5 protein-coding genes and 1 pseudogene are annotated in these 5395 nt (G+C 73.4%); 3 read left to right on the top strand and 3 right to left on the bottom strand.

What is annotated here, in order from left to right:
* A pseudogene (locus ACWGH4_RS30620) lies at positions 1-496 on the top strand (cytochrome P450); the annotation flags it as partial.
* Positions 493-1398 carry an NAD-dependent epimerase/dehydratase family protein gene (locus ACWGH4_RS30615; RefSeq protein ID WP_453466634.1) on the top strand — a complete coding sequence of 302 codons (906 nt, stop codon included), beginning with the start codon at positions 493-495 and terminating at the stop codon, positions 1396-1398. The pseudogene ACWGH4_RS30620 and the gene ACWGH4_RS30615, both read left to right, overlap by 4 nt.
* A 93-nt stretch (positions 1399-1491) precedes the next feature.
* On the opposite strand, the gene ligD is transcribed toward ACWGH4_RS30615, so the two are convergent.
* Positions 1492-2505: a non-homologous end-joining DNA ligase gene (ligD, locus tag ACWGH4_RS30610; RefSeq protein WP_453466632.1), complete on the bottom strand. Its 1014-nt coding sequence runs from the start codon at positions 2503-2505 to the stop codon at positions 1492-1494.
* A gap of 54 nt (positions 2506-2559) precedes the next feature.
* On the opposite strand from ligD, the gene ACWGH4_RS30605 reads away from it, so the two are divergent.
* Positions 2560-3630 carry an ATP-dependent DNA ligase gene (locus ACWGH4_RS30605; RefSeq protein WP_453466630.1) on the top strand — a complete coding sequence of 357 codons (1071 nt, stop codon included), beginning with the start codon at positions 2560-2562 and terminating at the stop codon, positions 3628-3630.
* On the opposite strand, the gene ACWGH4_RS30600 is transcribed toward ACWGH4_RS30605, so the two are convergent.
* A complete protein-coding gene (locus tag ACWGH4_RS30600; RefSeq protein WP_453466628.1) occupies positions 3619-4857 on the bottom strand; it encodes a lytic transglycosylase domain-containing protein in 1239 nt (412 codons plus the stop codon). The two genes, ACWGH4_RS30605 and ACWGH4_RS30600, sit on opposite strands and share 12 nt — an antisense overlap.
* Positions 4854-5395, bottom strand: a 542-nt coding sequence (locus tag ACWGH4_RS30595; RefSeq protein ID WP_453466626.1) for a hypothetical protein, incomplete at its 5' end; no start/stop codon positions are given. The genes ACWGH4_RS30595 and ACWGH4_RS30600, both read right to left, overlap by 4 nt.

The raw sequence follows: 5395 nt of genomic DNA, 5'->3' as shown, positions 1-5395 counted from the left end.
GTCCGCGATGGTGGCGGTCGCCGCCGTCAACACGACGCTCGCCGCGCTGCCCCGGGCGGTGGCATGGTGCGCGGACGCCGGACTGTGGGACCAGGCGGCGGACGAACGACTGTGTCTGCCCCTGGTGGACGAACTGCTGAGGGTCACAGCGGCCTCACCGCTGCTGCCGCGGGTCGCCGCGGCGGACGGGGTGGTGGCGGGCTGCCCGGTGCGGTCGGGCGACCGTCTGCTGCTGGTCGCCCGTCATGCGGTGGACGCGCACGGCAGCGGCCCCGACGCCGAGCGGCCCGCCGCCCCGGACGTGGCCCGTCTCGTCTTCGGCGCCGGCCCGCACACCTGTCCCGGGGCCCGACTCGCGCGGCTTCAACTGGCCGACGTGCTAGGGGCGTTGTCGGCCCATCGCCCCGTCGTCGTCAGGGCCGTCGTGGACCGCGGGGCAGCCCTCCCCAGCTGGCGGAAGCTGGTTGTCCGTTCCTCCGCGGAGGTGGCCCGATGACCCGCATCGCCGTGACGGGCGCCTCGGGCTTCTGCGGCGGCCACGTCGCACGGGCCGCCGCGGCGCAGGGCGCCGACGTGGTGTGCCTGGGCCGCCGTCCGGGACCGGTCGGTGAGTTCCGGTTCTGGGACGCCTCGTCGGGCCGGCCCGACCTGTCCGGCGTCGACAAGGTGGTGCACTGCGCGGCCGCCGTGGGCGACCCGCTGCCCGGTTCCGGCGCGGAGGCGCGGATGCACGCGGTCAACGTGGGGGGCACCGCACGGCTGCTGGCAGCGGCCGGCGATCGTCCCGTGGTGTGGGTGAGCAGCGCCAGCGTCTACGACCCCCGCCTCGACCGTCGCCTGATCCGCGAGGACCATCCACGGACCGGGCACCTCAACGCGTACGGGCGCACCAAGGCCGCCGGCGAGGAACTCGCTCTCCGAGCGGGCGCCGTGGTGCTGCGACCCCGTGCCGTCTACGGCCCGGGTGACACACAGCTCCTGCCGCGTCTGCTGTCCCGGGTCAGGGCGGGCACGCTGCTGCTGCCGGGCCCGGACGTACGGCTGAGCCTCACGGCGGTCGAGAACCTGGCCGACGCCTGTCTCGCGGCCCCCGCCTGGCCTCCCGGCGCGTACAACATCGCCGACCCCCGGCCGTACGCCAGGGACGCCGCCCTGCACCAGGTCCTGCGCGCCCATGGGGTGACGGCCCGGCTCCGGCATCTGCCGCTGGGTCTCGCCGACTTCGCGGCCCGCACGGCGGAGGCCGCCGCACGCCGCGCCGGCACCGAGCCGGCACTCAGCCGCTACGCCGTGGACCAGCTCGCCCACACGGTCGTCCTCGACGTGTCCCGCGCCCGCACCCAGGGCTGGACGCCCCGCCGCTCCCTGACGGACTACCTGACAAGCTGCGCGGCCTGAAACGCGCCCGGCCTCGGGCCGCCCCACTGGGGAAGCGGAGCGGACGGTGGGTCCCACCCTGGACCGGCTCCCACCCCCTCCGGCGACAACCGCTCAGCCCGCCGGCTTCTTCGCCCGGCTCGGCTGCACCCGCTTCGGTTCCCCCGGCATCTTCGGATAGTCCGGCGGGTACGGCAGGTCGCTCAGCCCGTGGTCGCGCTCGTCCTTCCGCGACAGTTCCAGCAGGCTGTCCAGCGAGAACGCGTGGTCGTCCATGTCGGCGTGCACGTCCCCCAGTTCCGCGTACCGCCCCGGCATCGTGGCCAGGTCGAAGTCCGAGGGGGACACGTCTTCGAGTTCGTCCCAGCGCAGCGGGGCGGACACGAGCGCGTTCGGGTTCGGGCGGACGGAGTACGCGGAGGCGATCGTGCGGTCGCGGGCTGTCTGGTTGTAGTCGACGAAGATCCGCTCGCCGCGCTCCTCCTTCCACCAGGCCGTGGTGACCCGCCCCGGCATCCGCCGCTCGAGCTCTCTGGCCGCGGCGATGGCGGCGCGGCGTACGCCGGTGAACTCCCAGCGGGGTTCGATCGGCACGAAGACGTGGACGCCGCGGCCTCCGGAGGTCTTGGGCCAGCCGCGCAGGCCGTGCTCCTCCAGCAGCGGGCGCAGTTCGAGGGCGGCCTTGACGGCGTCCTTGAAGTCGGTGCCGGGCTGCGGGTCGAGGTCGATGCGCAGCTCGTCGGGGTGGTCGACGGCGTCCCTGCGTACGGGCCAGGGGTGGAAGGGCAGCGTGCCGAGGTTGGCGGCCCAGATCACGGCGGCGACCTCGGTGGGGCACATCTCGTCCGCGGTGCGTCCGCTGGGGAAGGAGATGTGGGCCGTCGGGATCCAGTCGGGGAGGTACTTGGGGGCGCGCTTCTGGAAGAAGGACTCGCCCTCGACGCCTTCCGGGTAGCGTTCCAGGGTGGTGGGCCGATTGCGCAGCGCGCGCAGGATGCCGGGCCCGACGGACAGGTAGTACTGGGCCACGTCCAGCTTGGTGAATCCCCGCGCGGGGAAGTAGATCTTGTCCGGATTGGACAGCCGTACGCTCCGCCCGCCTGCTTCCAGTTCCACCGCTGCACCCATGTGGGCCACGGTAGGCCGAGCACGGTTATGCCGCATATCGGGCAGAATCGACCCATGGATCTGCCCGTGATGCCGCCCGTGAAGCCGATGCTCGCCAAGGCCGTGAAAAAGATTCCGCCGGGAATGCACTACGAGGCGAAATGGGACGGCTTCCGGGCGATCGTGCACCGTGACGCGGACGAGCTGGTCATCGGTTCCCGCACCGGCAAGCCTCTCACCAGGTATTTCCCAGAGCTGGTGGCCTCGCTCTCGGAGAATCTGCCCGCGCGCTGCGTCATCGACGGGGAGATCGTCATCGCGCACGAAGGCAGGCTGGACTTCGACCGGCTCACGGAGCGTATCCATCCGGCGGACTCCCGGGTGCGGATGCTCGCCGAGCGGACGCCGGCCAGTTTCGTCGCCTTCGACGTGCTCGCGCTGGACGACGAGTCGCTCATGGACGCCCCGTTCAGGGCGCGCCGGGAGCGGCTCGAGGCGGCCCTCGCGGACGCCCGGCCGCCGGTGCATCTCACGCCGACGACCACCGACGTCGAGGTGGCGCAGCAGTGGTTCGACCAGTACGAGGGGGCGGGGCTGGACGGCGTCGTCGCCAAGCCGCTGGATCTGCCCTACCGGCCGGACACCCGGCTGATGTACAAGGTCAAGCACGAGCGCACCGCCGACGTCGTCGTCGCCGGCTACCGCTTCCACAAGAGCGGCCCGGTCGTCGGTTCGCTGCTGCTCGGGCTGTTCGACGACTCGGGGGCACTCCAGCACGTCGGCGTCTGCGCGGCGTTCTCGATGAAGCGGCGCGAGGAGCTGGTGGCGGAGCTGGAGCCACTGCTCATGGATCCGGTGGACGGCCACCCGTGGGCCGCCTGGGCGGAGGAGAGCGCACATGCGAGCGCGCGGCTGCCGGGAGCGCCGAGCCGCTGGTCCGGGAAGAAGGACCTCTCGTGGGTGGCGTTGCGGCCCGAGCGGGTGGTGGAGGTGGCCTACGACCACATGGAGGGTGACCGTTTCCGGCACACCGCGCAGTTCCGGCGGTGGCGCCCGGACCGGGACCCCTCCAGTTGCACGTACGCACAGCTGGAGGAGCCGGTGAGCTACGACCTGGCCCAGGTGCTGCCGCCGTCAGGCGGGTGAGCAGGGGTCGTCGCCGGGATCCGGGCCGTCGTCCGGGCCGGGCGGCGGTGTGGCGGGTGGAGCCGGTGACTCGCCCGGCGGCTCGGACGGGGACGGTGTGGGGCAGTCCGGCTCGGAAGGATCGGGGGACGGGTCCGGTGAAGGATCCGGCGAGGGGTCGGGGGACGGGTCGGGCGACGGATCCGGTGAAGGATCCGGCGACGGGGCGGGCGACGGATCCGGATCGGGCACGCTCGGCCGTGGCCGGGGACTCGTGTCGCGGGTCGGCGAGGGCACCGGCGCCGGGGCGCCGCCCGGCGGTCCGATGATGATGTCGCCGCCGGCCCCTCCCCCACCGTCGCCGCCGTCGCCGTCACCGTCACCGTCACCGACTGGCCGCTCGGCCGGTGTGCCGCCGCCGGCGCCCGGGCTGCCGGGGACCACGCCCCGGCCGTCGGCCACCGGGTGGACGCCCTTGCGGTAGAAGTCGAGCCAGGCGAGCACCGTGCGCAGGTATTCCTGCGAGTGGTTGTAGCTGAGGATCGCCCGGTCCAGGTGGGCCTTGACCGCGAGGCTCCGCTCGCCCGCGCAGAGATAGCGGCCGGCGGCGAGCGCGGCGTCGTGGATGTTGTTGGGGTCCCTGCGGCCGTCGCCGTTCGCGTCCTGCCCCCAGTTCGCCCAGGTGGACGGTATGAACTGCATCGGTCCCACAGCACGGTCGTACCGGGTGTCGCCGTCCCAGGCTCCGTTGTCGGTGTCGGCGATGTGCGCGAAGCCGTTGCCGTCGAGGACCGGGCCCAGGATCGGCGAGAGCGTGGTGCCGGCGGCGTCGACGCGGCCGCCGGAGGCCTGCCCCGACTCCACCTTGCCGATGGCGGCGAGCAGTTGCCACGGCAGCCGGCAGCCGGGGTCGCTGCGCCCGATCCGTGCCTCGGCGCCACGGTAGGCGGCGAGGACGGTGGCCGGGATGCCGGACTCGGCGTGGACCGGGTCCACCCGCACGGCCGGTCCCGAGCCGGGTACCGGCGCGGGCGGGACGGGTACGGCCAGCGGCGGCAGTTCGACGTGGTACGAGTCGTCGTTGGGTGTGACCGGCCAAGTACCGGCATCCGACGCGCTGTTGCCGTCGGCGACGGGACGGGGCGGTACGAGTCCGGGCGCCTGCGAGGCGGTGAGCGCCGTCATGGCGGCGACGGCCGCCGCGGTCCCGGCCAGTCCGCGGCGCAGCCGCCTGCTGCCGGGCCTCATGAGCCGGATCCGAAGGTGTCGATGCCGGCGATGCGCCAGGTGCCGTCCTTGTGGACGGCGTCCACGGCGAGCATGGCGGCGGCGTACGTCGTTTCTTCCTTGGTCGCGGTGCTCGTGTTGCTCTGGTCGGCGTAGACGAGGACACGGGCCCGGTCCTTGTCGATCTGTTCCACGCCGCTCCCGGTGACGGTGGTGGTCAGCACCAGCTTCTGCTTGGGGCCTTCCTTGACGACGGCCGCGAGCATCTCGCCGTGCTGCTGGACCGCCCGGCCGGTCAGGTGCGTCTTCGCGGCCCGGTCCAGCGCGCCGGCGTCGGCGAAGTTGTAGGAGAAGACGGCTTCCACGGCCGTGGTGACCTGCCCCTTGACCTCGCTGGTGCGGGCGATGTCGGTGAGGGCCGTGTTGCGCGCGGCGGGCCGGTCGCGCAGGTCGTCGGCGCGGCCGGCGGCGAAGGCGGCGAAGCCGCCGAGGAGGACGGTCAGTAGGGCGAGGACGGCCAGCGGCATGGTGCGTCGGGCCCGCGCCCTGCTCGGGGAGG

The sequence above is a fragment of the Streptomyces sp. NPDC054847 genome, from assembly GCF_053610925.1.
The sequence above is the reverse complement of the archived record's forward strand: the minus strand, read 5'-3'. Positions and strand labels throughout refer to the sequence as shown.

Excerpts from the sequence above, each read along its gene's own strand:
- ACWGH4_RS30600 (WP_453466628.1), bottom strand. The coding sequence starts at position 4,857 with ATGAGGCCCGGCAGCAGGCGGCTGCGCCGCGGACTGGCCGGGACCGCG.
- ligD (WP_453466632.1), bottom strand. The coding sequence starts at position 2,505 with ATGGGTGCAGCGGTGGAACTGGAAGCAGGCGGGCGGAGCGTACGGCTG.
- ACWGH4_RS30615 (WP_453466634.1), top strand. The coding sequence starts at position 493 with ATGACCCGCATCGCCGTGACGGGCGCCTCGGGCTTCTGCGGCGGCCAC.
- ACWGH4_RS30605 (WP_453466630.1), top strand. The coding sequence starts at position 2,560 with ATGGATCTGCCCGTGATGCCGCCCGTGAAGCCGATGCTCGCCAAGGCC.